Raw genomic sequence first — 13,948 nt, 5'->3', positions numbered from 1 at the left:
GATGAGATGGCTCGGAGACCTGGCGCCGGTGGTCGCCGCTTGGGTAGGAACTTCAACTACCAGGAGTGGGCGGCTGGTGGCTTTCAGTTCGAGGAGCCGGACGCACCGCCCCCAGAACCAGAGGAAGCCGAGGACGCACCCCACGATGAGCGGGTTACAGGGCAAGGGCTAGGCGATATGTCTCAGCGTGAGGTGGATGACTCGTCGTCGTATCCGTACGACGACGTGCCGAACCGGTTCGACCTAGACGGGTACGGCACCGGGTTGTTCGGTGGCCCCGGTGCGGACCTGTTCGGCCAGCACGAGATGCCGGACGCGGTGCCCGAACAACTGCCGTACACCACCGGTCCGCAGCCGGTGTACAGCACGGGCGCCCAACCTGCGTACAGCACCGGTGCACAGCCTGCTGTGCGGCCGGAGGAGAATGCGTCCGCGGACTCGGGTTCACTGGTGCGGCCTTACACACGCACCGGTGGACGCACACGACCCGACTACGACCTTGCGATCGAGGCGCTGATTTCGACCAGCGAGCGTGGCCTCGAACGGGATGCCGCAGTTCTTCCCGAGCACAGGTCGATCTGCGGGCTGTGTGTGGACACGCGGTCGGTGGCCGAGGTCGCGGCACTCCTGCGTTTGCCACTCGGCGTCGTGCGGGTGTTGATCGGCGACATGGCAAGCATGGGATTGGTTTTGATTCACCAGGGCGGTCTGGTCGTGGGGGACCGGCCTTCCATGGAATTCCTGGAGAGGGTGCTCAGTGGGCTTCGCAGGCTCTAGTCCCCAGGGCGCCGAGGGCGCACGGAAGCCGACTACGTCCGCCAAGATCGTCGTGGCGGGTGGCTTCGGTGTTGGCAAGACGACGTTCGTCGGCTCGGTGTCCGAGATCGTCCCGTTGACCACCGAGGCGGTGATGACCGAGGCCAGCGCGGGGGTGGACGACCTCTCCGCCACGCCGAACAAGGTCACCACGACGGTCGCGATGGACTTCGGCCGCGTGTCGCTCGACAGCGACCTGATCCTGTACCTCTTCGGTACACCGGGTCAGCACCGGTTCTGGTTCATGTGGGACGACCTCGTACGGGGTGCCATCGGCGCCATCGTGCTGGTCGACACCCGCCGCCTGGCCGACGCGTTCGCCTCGATCGACTTCTTCGACGACCGGCAGCTGCCGTACGTCGTCGGCGTCAACTGCTTCGACGGCCTCCTGCACCACAGGCTGGAGGACGTGCGTGAGGCGTTGACGATCGACGAGTCGGTGCCGATCGTGACGTGCGACGCGCGCAACCGGCAGTCGACGAAGCAGACGCTCATCACGCTGGTGGAGCACGCGATGCGCCAGTGGATGTCCGTCCGCGCCGGCTGATCTCCGCAGCCGGGTCACCGCGACGACGAGAACCACGACGACGAGGCGAGCGCCACCTCCGGGTGCGGCGCTCGCCTCGTCGTCGTGGTCCGGCCCGGCTCCGCTGACCCGCGACCCGGTGGATCAGGACTCGTCCACCAGCGCCGCGGACGTGACGCGGTGGAGTGGGAACCTCAGCACCTCTCCGTAGCTGTGGTCGTAGCCCTCCAGCACGCCACCGCCCACGATGTGCGGCTCGATCACGCGCTGGGCCGCCGTGCCGTGCGAGTCGACGAACCCGACCAGCACGCTCCGCCGCGCCCTGGCGGCCTCCTGCAGCAACGACAGCGTCGCCGACGGGCCCGCGCCGAGGTGGCCGGGGACGGCGACGCGTTCACCCCGTGGTGTCGCGGCGGCACGGTCACCGGCGCGGACCAGCCGGACGAGTTCACCAACCGTTCGTCGGCGGCACGGCGGGTGACACGGGCTTGCGCGCCGACCGCTGCCGGGCGTGGTGCGGCGGCCGCCGGGCGCAGGTCCAGCACCTGGCCGTCGGGGCCCTCCGCGGCGGGGCGAACCCGGCGGAGCGCAGCCCGTCCAGCACCTCGGCCAGTGGCAACGGGCTGACCAGCACCGTTGGCGCGATCCGGCGCAGCTCCAGCCTCGTGGCCTCCGGGTGGGCCAGCACCTCGCTGACCAGCACCGGGTCGTCGCAGCGCAGGAACGACCCGGCGGCCCCGCCGCGCAACCGGCCGTGCCTGCGGGCCGCGTCGTCGATCAGGTAGGTCAGCGACTGCGGGACGGGCGTGCGCGACCGGAGCTTGAACAGTTCGTGCAGCTCGTCGGCGGTGCGGCCGGAGTCGAGCGCCCGCCGGACCGTGTGCTCGCCGATCCGGTAGACCGTGGCGCTGCCCGCCGACTCGACGTCCGCGACGAGCGCCAGCTCGGCGGCCAGCTCCGGTTCGAGCCTGCCGGGCGCGACGACGGTCAGGTCGGCCTGCACGAGCACGTGGTCGAGCGGCTCCGGCAACGCGTCGGCCAGCGCCTTGGCGGCGTGCCCGCTCCCTCCTCGAGCAGCACCCGGCCGGCGCTGGTGACCGCCCGAGCGCGAGCACGCCACGGCGGTGCCCTCCTCGACGGTCCAGCGCACCAGCTCGTCGCGCTGCCCCGCCCGGCGCGGCGCCCGCCAGGCGAGCAGCCCGGCCAGGTCCGCGGCACCGCCGATCGCCGTGCCCTCGGCAGGTCGGCGAGGGTGTCGAGCACCCAGCGGCGGTCGCGCGGGGCCTGGGCGCGGCGGATCTCGTCGGCCAGCGGGTTGAGGAGCTTGTCCTTCTCGTCGCGGCGGCCGATCAGCGCCGGCAGCCGGGGAGCTCCAGCCAGGCGTGCGCGAGCGTGGCCAGCGGACCTCGGCGGGCGCGGCGAGCCAGACGTCGGCCTTGGTCGTCGGCACCCACTCCGGTTCGGCGGCCTCGGTGTTCGCGGCCAGGTCGGCGCCGACCACCAGCTCGATCAGCAGGGCGGCGCGCTGTTCGTCGACGGCCAGGTCCTTCGCGACCTTGCGCAGCTCCCGCACGCCCAGCCCGCCCGTGCGCAGCACCGGTGGCGGTTCGGCCGACCAGCTCGCGAGCAGGTTCTCGACGTGCCGGACGAGCTCCAGCGCCTCACCGCCGCCGGTCGCGTCGACGTTCTCCGGCTTGACCGCGCTCGTCCTCGGCCTGGGTTCGCTGACCTGGATCGGGCCGAGCGGGCGGTCGCCGCGCAGCCGCAGGGCGATCTCGCGGGGCAGCTCGACGGTGCCGGGGTCGCGGCGCAGCAGCAGGCCGCGGGCGAGCAGCCGTTGCACCGGCGTCTCGGCCTTCTCCAGCGGCACGACCCTGGAGGCGTCCCTGGTGTCGCCGATGGGCGGTCCGGCGGCGAGCTTCTGCAGCACCCGCTGCTCGCCCTCGGTGATGCCGTCCAGGTCGTAGGCCTGCCCGGTCGCGCGGCCGAGGCCCGCCGGGTAGGTGCCGAACGCCTCGCGGGTCACCGGGGGAACCGACATCGCCTCGTCGTCGCCCCACAGCAGCGCCAGCGCCCGCAGCCGGGCGAGCGCCTGCCTGAGCGGCTTCGGCTTCACGTCCGGCCCGAGCAGCGCGGCGAGTGTGGCCAAGGCCACGGGCGCGGTGTCCGCACCCTGGACGACCAGGCCCTCCAGCACCGCGAGCGTGAACGTGTCGAGGTCCTCGCAGGCGCGCGCGATCGACGCCCTGGTGCCCACCCGTGTCGCGAGCACGGACATATCGGCTGGTGGGGGCGTCGCCAGGTCGGGGCGGGCACGCAGCAGTGCCACGAGGGAGTCGTCGTCCTGGGCGCGCAGCCAGTCGGCGAGGGTGATGCCGGACATTCTCACCACGGTATATGGGCCGCTGGAGATCTCCTCGTCCTCTGTCACACTTGTCGCGTCATCAGGCACCACCGAGGAGGAGAACGTGGCGAAAGGACGCCCTGGACGGGTCGACCCGCACTGGCCGGAAGGCCCGGAAGGCGGTCACCCCGTCACCGAGCTGACCAGTGACGTGCAGGGTGCGCTCTCCCCGTTCGGCACGGTGACGTTCCCGCTGCCGGTGGAGGACCTCCCGTACACCCACCCGGTGACCGAGATCAACAAGTCCTGAGTGGAGTGTCAGGCCGGTCTTAAGACTGGTCGAGTCGCGTGCGTTCCGCATTGGGGCCGGGGATAGGCTCACTTCCCGCGTGAGCAGCAATTCGTGGGAGGAACGATGCCGGTCCCCGGCCCTGGTTACTCGATCACCGTTCGTCTGGAGGCGCCGCCGTCAGCGAGCGCCGCGGGTGACCTCACCTCGGCCGTCGGCCGCGCGGGTGGTGTGATCACGGCGTTCGACGTCGTGGAGTCGCACAACGACCGCGTCGTCATCGACCTCACCTGCAACGCCCTCTCGGCGAACCACGCCAAGGACATCACCGACACGCTGGAGACGCTGCCCGGCATCGTCGTCCGCAAGGTGTCGGACCGCACGTTCCTCGTGCACCTCGGCGGCAAGATCGAGATCTCGTCCAAGGTGCCGCTGCGCAACCGCGACGACCTCTCCCGCGCGTACACGCCGGGTGTCGCTCGCGTGTGTGAAGCGATCGCCAAGAACCCGGACGACGCGCGCCGCCTGACCATCAAGCGCAACACGGTCGCCGTGGTCACCGACGGCTCCGCCGTGCTGGGCCTGGGCAACCTCGGCCCCGCCGCCGCCCTGCCGGTGATGGAGGGCAAGGCCGCGCTGTTCAAGAAGTTCGCCGGCGTCGACGCCTGGCCGGTCTGCCTGGACACCCAGGACACCGAGGAGATCATCCGCGCGGTCGAGCTCATCGCTCCCGTGTACGGCGGCATCAACCTCGAGGACATCTCCGCCCCGCGCTGCTTCGAGATCGAGGCCCGCCTGCGCGAGAAGCTCGACATCCCGGTGTTCCACGACGACCAGCACGGCACCGCGATCGTGGTCGTCGCCGCTCTGCGCAACGCCCTGCGCGTCGTCGGCAAGGACATCAAGAACTGCCGCATCACGGTCTGCGGCGTCGGCGCCGCCGGTTCCGCGATCATCCGCCTGCTGCAGGCCCAGGAGCCCGGCGACATCATCGCCGTGGACGTCGACGGCATCGTGCACCGCGACCGCCCGGGCCTGGACTCGAACCTGAAGTCGATCGCCGCGTCGACCAACAAGGAGAACCAGTCGGGCCGCCTGCACGACGCGCTGGTCGGCTCGGACGTGTTCATCGGCGTCTCGGCCCCGAACCTCTTCGGCGCCGACCAGGTCGCCACGATGGCCGAGGACGCCATCGTCTTCGCCCTGGCCAACCCGGACCCGGAGATCGACCCGATGGAGGCCCAGCAGCACGCCGCCGTCGTCGCCACGGGCCGCTCGGACTTCCCGAACCAGATCAACAACGTCCTGGCGTTCCCCGGCGTCTTCCGCGGCCTGCTCGACGCCCACGCCCGCACGATCACCGACGCCATGCTCCTGGCTGCAGCCCAGGCCATCGCCGACGTGGTGGACGGCGACCGCCTGAACGCCTCGTTCATCGTCCCGTCGGTCTTCGACAACACCGTGGCACCGGCGGTGGCCGAAGCCGTCCGCAAGGCCGCCACCTCCTAACCCCCTTTTCCGGTCACGCGGGGGCCCTTCGTTCCCTTTTTGGGAACGCGGGACTCCCGCGTGACCGTCGGGACGGGTGTGGTGGGGGCGGTTGGCGGGCCCTTGGACACGGGCCGCGCACTCCGCGCGGGCATACGATCGCAGCATGACCAAGCAGTTCACCCACCTGGACTCACAAGGCGCGGCCCGCATGGTCGACGTGTCCGGCAAGGAGCAGACCACCCGCACGGCCGTCGCCACGGGCGTGCTGCAGACGACCGCCGAGGTGGTGACGCTGCTGGGCTCCGACGGACTCCCCAAGGGCGACGCGCTGGCCACCGCCCGCATCGCGGGCATCATGGCCGCCAAGCGCACCTGGGAGCTCGTCCCCCTCTGCCACCCGATCGCCCTGTCCTCCGTCGTGCTGGACCTGGCCCTCGCGGACACCTCGGTCCTCATCACCGCCACGGTCCGCACCACCGACCGCACCGGCGTGGAGATGGAAGCGCTCACCGCGGTCTCGGTGGCGGGCCTGACGCTGCACGACATGGTGAAGTCCGTCGACCCGGCGGCAACCCTGAACGCAGTCCGCGTCGAACGCAAGGAAGGCGGCAAGTCCGGCCTGTGGGAACGCCCGTGAAAGCAGTGGTCGTCACCGCCTCCAACCGCGCGGCCGCCGGCGTCTACGAAGACCGCAGCGGCCCGATCATCACCACCTGGCTCACCGACCGCGGCTTCTCCGTCGACCCTCCGGTCGTGGTCCCGGACGGCGACCCGGTCCAACAAGCCCTCACGACCGCCATCGCCAACGGCGCCGACCTGGTCATCACCACCGGCGGCACCGGCATCACCCCCACCGACCGCACCCCGGAAGCCACCCGCGCAGTCCTCGACTACGAGGTCCCGGGCCTGGCCGACGTCATCCGCACCTCAGGCTGGCCCCAGGTCCCGGGCTCAGTCCTCTCCCGAGGCGTGGCAGGCGTCGCGGGCCGCACCCTGATCGTCAACCTGCCCGGCTCCACCGGCGGCGTCCGCGACGGCCTGGACGTCCTCGCCAAGGTCGTGGACCATGCCCTGGACCAACTCCGCGGAGGTGACCACAAGTGAGCGTCGTCCTGCGAGCCGCAGTGACAGAAGCCCCTCTCTCAGTCGAGGAACACGCCACCCTCGTCACCTCCGACAGGGCAGGCGCGGTGGTCACCTTCTCGGGCGTGGTCCGCGACCACGACGGCGGCCGCTCAGTCCTCGAACTCGAATACCACTCCCACCCCTCCGCGGCAGACGTGGTGGCCGAGGTCGTCCACTCCCTCGCCGACCGCTACGAGGGCGTCCACGGCATCGCGGTCTCCCACCGAGTGGGCCCGCTGAAGATCGGCGACGTCGCCCTGGCCTGCGCAGTCGCAGCCGAACACCGCAAGGAGGCCTTCGCCCTCTGCGCCGACCTGGTGGACGAGGTCAAGGCCCGGCTGCCGGTGTGGAAGCGACAGGTCTTCTCCGACAACACCGACGAGTGGGTCAACTGCCCCTGACCGGGCCCGCCACAACGGTCTCGCCACAACGGTCTCGCCACAACGGTCTCGCCACAACGGTCTCGCCACAACGGTCTCGCCACAACGGTCTCGCCACAACGGTCTCGCCACAACGGTCTCGCCACGACAGTCCCGCCACGCAGGCTGACGCGGGGGTCCCCTTCGACCTAGGACCCCCGCAGCCCAACGTACTCAGCGGGTCTGACACTTCCGGGGCGCCGCGTGGGCCGAGAAGCACCGCGTGGGCCGGAAAGCACCGTGGGCCGGAAAGCACCGAGTGGGGTTCAGCGGTTGACGCGGGAGCACGCACTCGCCGGGTGATTAGACGAAGCGAGCGACCGGCCTTCACTCGGCCGGGTGAGCTTGAGTGAGCCGAAACGAGACGCCTCCCGCACCCGCCAGGCAAGCCTGATCGAGCGAAGCGAGACGAAAGCCCACGCACCCCAGGTGAGCCCATCGAGCCGAAGGCGAGGCTTTTTAACCTGCAGCGACGGGTAGCGGTACAGCCCCAGTCGCAATCGTCGCGAAGCGGCGATGAACTCCAAAATTTCGGCCAGTGCCGGCTCAACCCCGGTGCCAAGGTGATCGACCAGGCTGATCGAGCGAAGCGAGACGAAAAGCCCACGCACCGCCCAGGCAAGCCACGCACGCCCCACGCAAGCCCACGCACGCCCCAGGCGGGCCCACCAACGACGAACAGGGACCTCACCGCCGGGGGGTCGCGGTGAGATCCCTGCTCGCTACAAACGCCCTACCAAACCTCAGAGCGCGATCTTGTGACCGGGGAAGATCAGATCGGGGTTCGTCAGGAACTCCTTGTTCTTCTCCACGATCGCCTGCCACCCGCCGCTGACCTTCTGCTCGTCAGCGATCTTCGACAGCGTGTCGCCCGGCTTGATCTCGTAGGTGCCGTTCGGGTTGTTCTTCGAAGCGGCGACCGGGGCGACCGGCACGGCGGCAGCGGCGCGCTGCTGCGGCTGCGGCTGCGGCTGCACCTTGCGCTGTTGCTGCTGCGGGCCGGGGGCGGCCTTGCGGGCCGGGGCGGGGGCGGTCTGGCCGCCGAGGCCCTTGACGCCGCAGGTCGGCCAGGCCTTGTAGCCCTGGGTCTGGAGCACGCGTTCGGCGATGCGGATCTGCTCCTCGCGGGAGGCGGCTGCCGGGTTGCCCTGGCCTCCGTGGCCGCGCCACGTCTGCATCGAGAACTGGAGGCCACCGTAGTAGCCGTTTCCGGTGTTGATGGACCAGTTGTTGCCGCTCTCGCACTTGGCGACGGCGTCCCAGTCCATCGAGGGGGCGGCGCTGGCGGTGCCAACGGCCAGGCCCAGAGGGGCACCGGCGATGATGCCGGCGACCGCGACCTTGGCGATAGTGCGAGCGGCGGAAGACTGCTTGCCCTGCGTGCCTCGGTTGAAAGCCATGTGCCTCTCGTCCCGCCACACCTGCGGCAGCAGCTCGGGTTCGGGGCCCGGTGCGCTCCTGCGTCCCAGTCCGGCGGTTTCTCTCGCTCGGGGTTGTTCCGGAGAACCCCTTGGACTGGGTTCGGTGCTGGGTCCTCCGGTGTAGCTCTGGCCGGTTCGGGGCCGACCGAGAAGTGACCGTACGTAGCTCATGCCGGGCTCGCAAAACTTATCAGCATGTGAGCCGCATCACAGTAACGTTCCGGCCTTTTGTGGGAACCCCACAAAACTGCAGCTCAAAGTGGCCGTTATCGGTCTGTTTCCATACTGAGAATCGACCGAGATTCATCACCGAAAGTGAGGCGTGGCTCACGAGTGTTAGGCCATCGGAGACAGCCTCCTCACCGCCGGGGGACGTCCCTACGATCAAGGGCATGGCGGAGGCAAGCAGGCTGCGCGCACTCCTCGAAGCACTCGCCGCGCGCCCCGGCGAACCGGTTCCCTTCGACGACCTCACCGCAGCCGTCTGGCCTGCCGACCCGCCGGGCAACCCGCGGGCAGCGCTCCGCAACCTCGTGCAACGCCTGCGCCGCACCGAGCAGGTCGTCACCGAGCCCCTCGGCTACCGGCTCGTCCGCCGGCCGCCGGGTCCGAGCCAGCTGCCCGCCGACCTCCCGGACTTCGTCGGCCGCACCAGAGAGCTCCGCCAGGCCCTCGACAGCACCGCGAACGTCCTCGCGATCACCGGACCGCCCGGCGTCGGCAAGACCTCGTTCGCCGTCCACCTCGCCCACCACCTGCGGGCCGGCTTCCCCGACGGCCAGCTGCACGTCAACCTCCGCGCGTTCGCGCCGGGCGAACCCGTGCGACCGGAGCAGGCGCTCGCCAGGTTCCTCCGCGCGCTCGGCGCCGAGCAGGTCCCCGTCGACCTCGCCGCCCAGCACGAGCTGCTCGCCGGGCTGCTGCACGACCGCCGGGTGCTCTTCGTGATCGACAACGCCACCCGCGACCTCCTCGGCCCGCTGCTGCCGATCGCCGAGCCCGCGCGGGTGCTCGTGACCAGCCGGGAGAACCTCCCGGAGCACGAGCAGATCCGGCTCGGCGTGTTCGACGAGGACGAGGCCCACGCACTGCTCGACAACATGCGCATCGAGGGCGGCGAGCGCGACCGGGCCGAGCTGATCCGCTTGTGCGCCAACCTCCCCCTCGCGTTGCGGATCGCCGGCGCGAACCTCGCCGACCGCTACCTGCCCGAGTACGTGGACGAGCTGCGCGGCGACGACCGGCTCGACGCGCTGCAGATCGAGGGCGACGCCGCCGTCAACGCCACGTTCGACCTCTCGTACAGGGCGCAACCCGTTGTGGCACAACGACTCTTCCAGCTGCTCGCGGTGATCCCCGGCCAGGACTTCGGCGTCGGCGCGGCCACCGCGTTGCTGCGACAAGGCGCCGCCGAGGCTCTTGGTCAACTCGTCGAGGCGAACCTGGTGCAGCGCTCCCACGACCGCTACAGCCTCCACGACCTGCTCCGCATATATGCAGTGCACCTCGGCACCGATGAGAGCGCTCGCACCAGACTCCTCGACTACTACTTGGTGAACGCGGAGGAAGCAGCGCGCACACTGAACAAGGAGTTCTTCCGGCTCCCGCTCCCGCCACTGCCGGAAGACCTGCCACGGCACGACCTCACCACCGAAGCCGCCGCCGTCGCCTGGCTCGACGCCGAACGCGCCAACATCGTCGCCGCCGTCGAGCAGGCGGGCCCGGTTCCCGTCACGTGGCTGCTCGCCGACATGCTCCGCGGTCACTTCCACTTCCAGGCCCACCACGTCGAGTGGTTCGCCGCCGTCCGCGCCGGGCTCAGGGCGGCGCAGCAGGCGGGCGACGAGATCGCGAAGGCCGTCATGCACGGCAGCCTCGGCCTCGCGCACTGGAGCATCGGCGGCCAGCTCACCGACGCCGTCGAGCACTACGGCAAGGCGCTCGCCATCCTGCGCGAGCACCGCGACGAACGCGTGCTGGCCTCGCTGCTGATCAACACCGGCATCGTGAACTGGGAGCTCGGCCGGCTGCGCGTCGCCGCGGACGTCCTCGCCGAGGCGCTGGAGATCTCCCCGGACAACCCGGCCGTGCTGTTCAACCTCGGCGGCGTCCACCTCGACCTCGGCCCGCTGTCTACCTCGATCACGCACGTCACGCGCGCGCTGGAGATCGCGGAGGCCCGGGACCTGCTGGTCGGCCGGATCCTCGCGTCGAACGCGATCGTCGAGGTGCTGCAGCTGTGCGGCGAGCACGACCGTGCCGAGGAGTTCCTCGCCAAGGCCGACGCCCTGCGCGCCGCCGCTCCGGAAGGCCTCGTTCGGCGTGTGCCCGGCCTCGACTCGCACGCTCAGCTCGCGCTCGTCCGCGGCCGGCTCGACGATGCTCTGGTGACCGCGACGAAGGCCTTGGAACTCGCGCAGGAGGCCCACAGCGCCAAGGACGAGGGCGACGGCTACGACACGCTCGGCGAGGTGCACCGCGCCCGCGGCGAGGTCGACCAGGCGATGCACGCCCACAACGAGGCGCTCGCGATGAGCCTCAAGTCCGGTTACCTGCGCGGCGAGGTCAACGCGCTGGCCGGGCTCGCTGCCGACCACCTCGCGGCCGGCGAGCTGACCGAGGCGCTGAAGCTCGCGCTGCAGGGCCGCGAACGCGCTCGCGCCGGTGAGATGCGGGTGCGCGGCATCCGGGTGCTCGCCGTGCTGGCGCGGGTGTACCGGGAGCTCGGCGACGACCGCGCCGCGGACGAGGCGAAGCAGTCCGGCCTGGTGCTCGTGGCCGAGACCGGGTGCCGGTTCTGGGAGGAGGAGCTCCACCGCGCATGACCAAGATCGACCTGCTCCGCGCCGCCCTCGCCGCCCGTCCCGGCCAGCCCGTCGCGTTCGACGAGCTGATCACCGCCGTCTGGGGTGACGACCGCCCGGCGAACCCGAAGGCGGCGCTGCGCAACCTCGTCCAACGCCTGCGCGCCACCGACGCCGTGGTCACCGAACCGCACGGCTACCGGCTGGTCGTGCGCAGACCGGGCCCGCGCCAGCTGCCCGCCGACCTGCCCGACTTCGTGGGCCGCACCCGCGAGATCGCCCTGGCCCTGGCGTCCACGGCGCCGGTGCTCGCGATCACCGGCCCGCCCGGCGTCGGCAAGACCTCGCTCGCCGTCCACCTCGCGCACCGGCTGGCCGACGCCCACCCCGACGGGCAGCTGCACGTGAACCTCCGCGCGTTCTCGGAGAGCGAGCCGGTGACGGTCGAACAGGCGCTGTCCCGGTTCCTGCGGGCACTGGGCGCCGACCAGATCCCGGCCTCACCCGGCGCGCAGCTCGCGTTGTACCGGCAGCTGACCGCCGAGCTCGGCCTGCTCGTCGTGATCGACAACGCCACCGCCGACCTGATCACCCCGTTGCTACCGGCCGGCGCGGGCAGCCGGGTGATCGTCACGAGCCGCACCGACCTGCCCGACCACGAGCAGCTGCGGCTCGGCGTGTTCGACGACGCCGAGGCCGACGAGCTGCTCACCAACATGCGCGTCGACGGCGCGGTGCCCGACCGCGCCGAGCTCGTCGGCTGGTGCGCCCACCTGCCGCTCGCCCTGCGGATCGCCGCGGCCCACCTGACCGACCGCCACCTCACCGACTACCTCGCCGACCTGCGCGGCGACGGCAGGCTGGACGCGCTGGAGATCGAGGGTGACGCGGCTGTGCGCGCGACGTTCGAGCTCTCCTACCTGGCGTTGCCGGAGCGGGCGCGACGCCTGTTCCGGCTGCTCGGCCAGATCCCCGGTCCGGACTTCGGCGTCGAGGCGGCGACCGCACTGCTCGGCGAGCCCGCCGCCGAACCGCTGGACCAGCTCGTGGCGGCGAACCTCGTGCAACGCGCGCAAGACCGCCACAGCCTGCACGACCTGCTCCGCGCCTACGCACTGCGGCTGGGCGACGCCACGCCGACCCGCCTGTTCGAGTACTACCTGCTCAACGCCGACCGCGCGGGCCGCACGCTGAACCCGGAGCTGCACCGCCTGCCGGTGCCGGAGCTCACCGGCCTGCCGGAGCCCGACCTGAGCACCATGCCGAGTGCCCTGGCCTGGCTCGACACCGAACGCCCGAACATCGTCGCCGCCGTCCTCGCCGCCGCCGACCAGCCCGTCGCCTGGCAGCTGACCGACGCGATGCGCGCCTACTTCCTGCACCACTCCGCGAACGCCGTCGAGTGGCAGACCAGCGCCAGGGCAGGCCTGCGCGCCGCCCGTGCTCGCGGCGACCAGCGTGCCGAGGCCACCATGCACGGCTCGCTCGGCCTCGCGCACTGGCGTTCCGGCGAGTTCACCGAGGCCCTTCCCGAGTACACCAGGGCCGTGGCGCTGGCCCGCGACCACGGCGACCGCCAGTCGCTGGGCTCGCTGCTGACCAACCTCGGCATCATCCACTGGGAGCTCGGCCACCTCGCCGAGGCGGTGGCGGCGATGCAGGAGTCGCTGACCATCGAACGCAGCCCGAACGCCCTCTACAACCTCAGCAGCATCCTGGTCGACCTCGGCCCGCTCGACCTGGCCGTCTCCTACGGCGAGGAGGCGCTGCGCATCTCCCGCTCCTCGGGTCTCACCGCGGGTGTGGCCTACTGCCTGCAGGGCCTCGCCTCGGTCTATCTCTTCCCCGGCGACTTCGACACCTCCGAGCGCTACCTGACCGAGGTCGCCGCCCTCACCACGCCCGAGCTCGGCCCGCACTTCCCGAGCCGCAGCCTGGAGACCCGCGCGTTCCTGCGCCTCGAACAGGGCCGCTACGCCGACGCGGAAGCCGACGCCCGCGCCGCCGTCGAGCACGCCGTGGCGAGCGCCGACGACACGAACGAGGCCGACGGCCGCATCACCCTCGGCATGGCCCTGCAACGCCAGGGCCGCGTCGAGGAGGCCGTCATCGAGCACGAGCAGTCCCTCGCCATCTCCCGCAAGGCCGGTTTCGCCAGGGGAGAGGTCCAGTCACTCGCGGGCCTGGCGACCGACCACCGCGCCGCCGGCGACCTCGCCCTGGCCCTGCGGCACGCGGTGGAGGCCGACGAGCGTGCCGAACGCGGCCAGCTGCGGGTGCGGCAGGTGCAGGTGGTGGCGGAGCTGGTGGAGATCAGGCTGGCGATGGGGGAGTTCGAGGAGGCGGAACGGCTGCGGGTGCGCGCGCTGGAGCTGGCCCGCGTGACGGGCCGCAAGCTGTGGGAACGCAGGCTGGCCCGGCTGCGGGTCGATCAGCCGCCTGCGGGACGACCGCCCGCGACTCAGCCCCCGGCGAACGGGGGCAGCACGTCCAGCTGAGCCCCGGCCGGCACCGGCACCGACGTGTCCCGCACGGCGACCCCGTCCAGCAGGAAGCTCGACGCGGCCAGCACCTTCGCCAACCGGTCCCCGTGCCGTTCCTCGATCGCGCTGACCACGACCGCGACGGTCGGCGAGCCGTCGAGCACCAGGTCTTCGTCCGCGACACCGGCCGCAGCGCGCGCGCCCGCGAAATAGCGGATCTTCACGGCTGT

At 71.4% G+C, this 13,948-nt stretch carries 12 protein-coding genes and 1 pseudogene; 8 read left to right on the top strand and 5 right to left on the bottom strand.

The features are described from left to right. The first annotated feature begins 6 nt into the window (after positions 1-6). Together BBK82_RS11650 and BBK82_RS11645 are read left to right on the top strand one after the other, a co-directional pair. Positions 7-777 (top strand): DUF742 domain-containing protein, encoded by a 771-nt coding sequence (locus BBK82_RS11650; RefSeq protein ID WP_071812583.1) that lies wholly within the window; start codon positions 7-9, stop codon positions 775-777. Further along, positions 758-1,363, top strand: a complete 606-nt coding sequence (locus BBK82_RS11645; RefSeq protein WP_030470877.1) for a GTP-binding protein — start codon at positions 758-760, stop codon at positions 1,361-1,363. Before BBK82_RS11650 ends, BBK82_RS11645 begins: the two co-directional genes overlap by 20 nt. 123 nt (positions 1,364-1,486) lie before the next feature. Here the strand turns inward: BBK82_RS11645 and BBK82_RS56240 are convergent, their stop codons facing one another. Then, the gene (locus BBK82_RS56240; RefSeq protein ID WP_335618078.1) at positions 1,487-1,684 is read right to left on the bottom strand and encodes a hypothetical protein; all 198 of its coding nucleotides are present in this window, start codon (positions 1,682-1,684) and stop codon (positions 1,487-1,489) included. A gap of 106 nt (positions 1,685-1,790) precedes the next feature. Then, positions 1,791-3,725 (bottom strand): helicase-associated domain-containing protein, encoded by a 1,935-nt coding sequence (locus BBK82_RS11640; RefSeq protein WP_335618077.1) that lies wholly within the window; start codon positions 3,723-3,725, stop codon positions 1,791-1,793. A gap of 85 nt (positions 3,726-3,810) precedes the next feature. On the opposite strand from BBK82_RS11640, the gene BBK82_RS11635 reads away from it, so the two are divergent. The 4 genes and pseudogenes from BBK82_RS11635 to BBK82_RS56140 all read left to right on the top strand — a co-directional run bounded on the left by BBK82_RS11635 (position 3,811) and on the right by BBK82_RS56140 (position 6,992). After that, entirely contained in the window at positions 3,811-3,996 is a 186-nt protein-coding gene (locus BBK82_RS11635) for a hypothetical protein (protein ID WP_065915021.1), read from the top strand. Between the two features lie 105 nt (positions 3,997-4,101). Further along, on the top strand, positions 4,102-5,484 hold the full coding sequence (locus BBK82_RS11630) for an NAD-dependent malic enzyme (RefSeq protein WP_065915020.1): 1,383 nt from the start codon (positions 4,102-4,104) through the stop codon (positions 5,482-5,484). A 145-nt stretch (positions 5,485-5,629) separates the two neighbouring features. Beyond that, positions 5,630-6,103 (top strand): cyclic pyranopterin monophosphate synthase MoaC, encoded by a 474-nt coding sequence (moaC, locus tag BBK82_RS11625; protein ID WP_065915019.1) that lies wholly within the window; start codon positions 5,630-5,632, stop codon positions 6,101-6,103. After that, positions 6,100-6,992, top strand: a pseudogene (locus tag BBK82_RS56140) (molybdenum cofactor biosynthesis protein MoaE). Before moaC ends, BBK82_RS56140 begins: the two are co-directional and overlap by 4 nt. Positions 6,993-7,276: 284 nt before the next feature. Here BBK82_RS56140 and BBK82_RS50125 read toward each other — a convergent pair. Together BBK82_RS50125 and BBK82_RS11610 are read right to left on the bottom strand one after the other, a co-directional pair. Then, complete coding sequence (locus BBK82_RS50125; protein WP_154697255.1) at positions 7,277-7,648, bottom strand: hypothetical protein; 372 nt, start codon at positions 7,646-7,648, stop codon at positions 7,277-7,279. A gap of 105 nt (positions 7,649-7,753) precedes the next feature. Continuing rightward, positions 7,754-8,410, bottom strand: a complete 657-nt coding sequence (locus BBK82_RS11610; protein WP_065915016.1) for a transglycosylase family protein — start codon at positions 8,408-8,410, stop codon at positions 7,754-7,756. A 413-nt stretch (positions 8,411-8,823) separates the two neighbouring features. On the opposite strand from BBK82_RS11610, the gene BBK82_RS11605 reads away from it, so the two are divergent. Next, the gene (locus BBK82_RS11605) at positions 8,824-11,256 is read left to right on the top strand and encodes an AAA family ATPase (RefSeq protein ID WP_065915015.1); all 2,433 of its coding nucleotides are present in this window, start codon (positions 8,824-8,826) and stop codon (positions 11,254-11,256) included. Continuing rightward, positions 11,253-13,733: an ATP-binding protein gene (locus BBK82_RS11600; RefSeq protein WP_065915014.1), complete on the top strand. Its 2,481-nt coding sequence runs from the start codon at positions 11,253-11,255 to the stop codon at positions 13,731-13,733. The genes BBK82_RS11605 and BBK82_RS11600 overlap by 4 nt, the downstream gene beginning before the upstream one ends. Here BBK82_RS11600 and BBK82_RS11595 read toward each other — a convergent pair. Beyond that, the gene (locus BBK82_RS11595) at positions 13,697-13,942 is read right to left on the bottom strand and encodes a MoaD/ThiS family protein (protein ID WP_335618076.1); all 246 of its coding nucleotides are present in this window, start codon (positions 13,940-13,942) and stop codon (positions 13,697-13,699) included. The two genes, BBK82_RS11600 and BBK82_RS11595, sit on opposite strands and share 37 nt — an antisense overlap. Between the last annotated feature and the right edge of the window lie 6 nt (positions 13,943-13,948).

Source organism: Lentzea guizhouensis (assembly GCF_001701025.1).
Lineage (GTDB): Bacteria > Actinomycetota > Actinomycetes > Mycobacteriales > Pseudonocardiaceae > Lentzea > Lentzea guizhouensis.
The sequence above is the reverse complement of the archived record's forward strand: the minus strand, read 5'-3'. Positions and strand labels throughout refer to the sequence as shown.

Excerpts from the sequence above, each read along its gene's own strand:
- BBK82_RS11650 (WP_071812583.1), top strand. The coding sequence starts at position 7 with ATGGCTCGGAGACCTGGCGCCGGTGGTCGCCGCTTGGGTAGGAACTTC.
- BBK82_RS11640 (WP_335618077.1), bottom strand. The coding sequence starts at position 3,725 with ATGTCCGGCATCACCCTCGCCGACTGGCTGCGCGCCCAGGACGACGAC.
- BBK82_RS11630 (WP_065915020.1), top strand. The coding sequence starts at position 4,102 with ATGCCGGTCCCCGGCCCTGGTTACTCGATCACCGTTCGTCTGGAGGCG.
- moaC (WP_065915019.1), top strand. The coding sequence starts at position 5,630 with ATGACCAAGCAGTTCACCCACCTGGACTCACAAGGCGCGGCCCGCATG.
- BBK82_RS11610 (WP_065915016.1), bottom strand. The coding sequence starts at position 8,410 with ATGGCTTTCAACCGAGGCACGCAGGGCAAGCAGTCTTCCGCCGCTCGC.
- BBK82_RS11605 (WP_065915015.1), top strand. The coding sequence starts at position 8,824 with ATGGCGGAGGCAAGCAGGCTGCGCGCACTCCTCGAAGCACTCGCCGCG.
- BBK82_RS11600 (WP_065915014.1), top strand. The coding sequence starts at position 11,253 with ATGACCAAGATCGACCTGCTCCGCGCCGCCCTCGCCGCCCGTCCCGGC.